We start from the raw sequence: 249 nt of genomic DNA, 5'->3' as shown, positions 1-249 counted from the left end.
GAATAAGCTCCGGCTAACTTCGTGCCAGCAGCCGCGGTAATACGAAGGGAGCTAGCGTTGTTCGGAATTACTGGGCGTAAAGGGCGCGTAGGCGGCTCGACAAGACAGATGTGAAAGCCCTGGGCTCAACCCGGGAACTGCGTTTGTGACTGTCGTGCTTGAATTCGGGAGAGGTTGGTAGAATTCCCAGTGTAGAGGTGAAATTCGTAGAGATTGGGAAGAATACCCGTGGCGAAGGCGGCCAACTGG

General features: G+C 55.0%; 1 rRNA gene. It reads left to right on the top strand.

Annotated features, from left to right (window positions below):
• Positions 1-249 (top strand): 16S ribosomal RNA (locus ACTHS4_RS12270); the annotation flags it as partial.

This window comes from Neisseria sp. P0014.S009, assembly GCF_051958155.1.
GTDB lineage: Bacteria > Pseudomonadota > Gammaproteobacteria > Burkholderiales > Neisseriaceae > Neisseria > Neisseria flavescens_C.
Note: the sequence above shows the minus strand (reverse complement) of the source record. Positions and strands in the feature narration are given on the sequence as shown.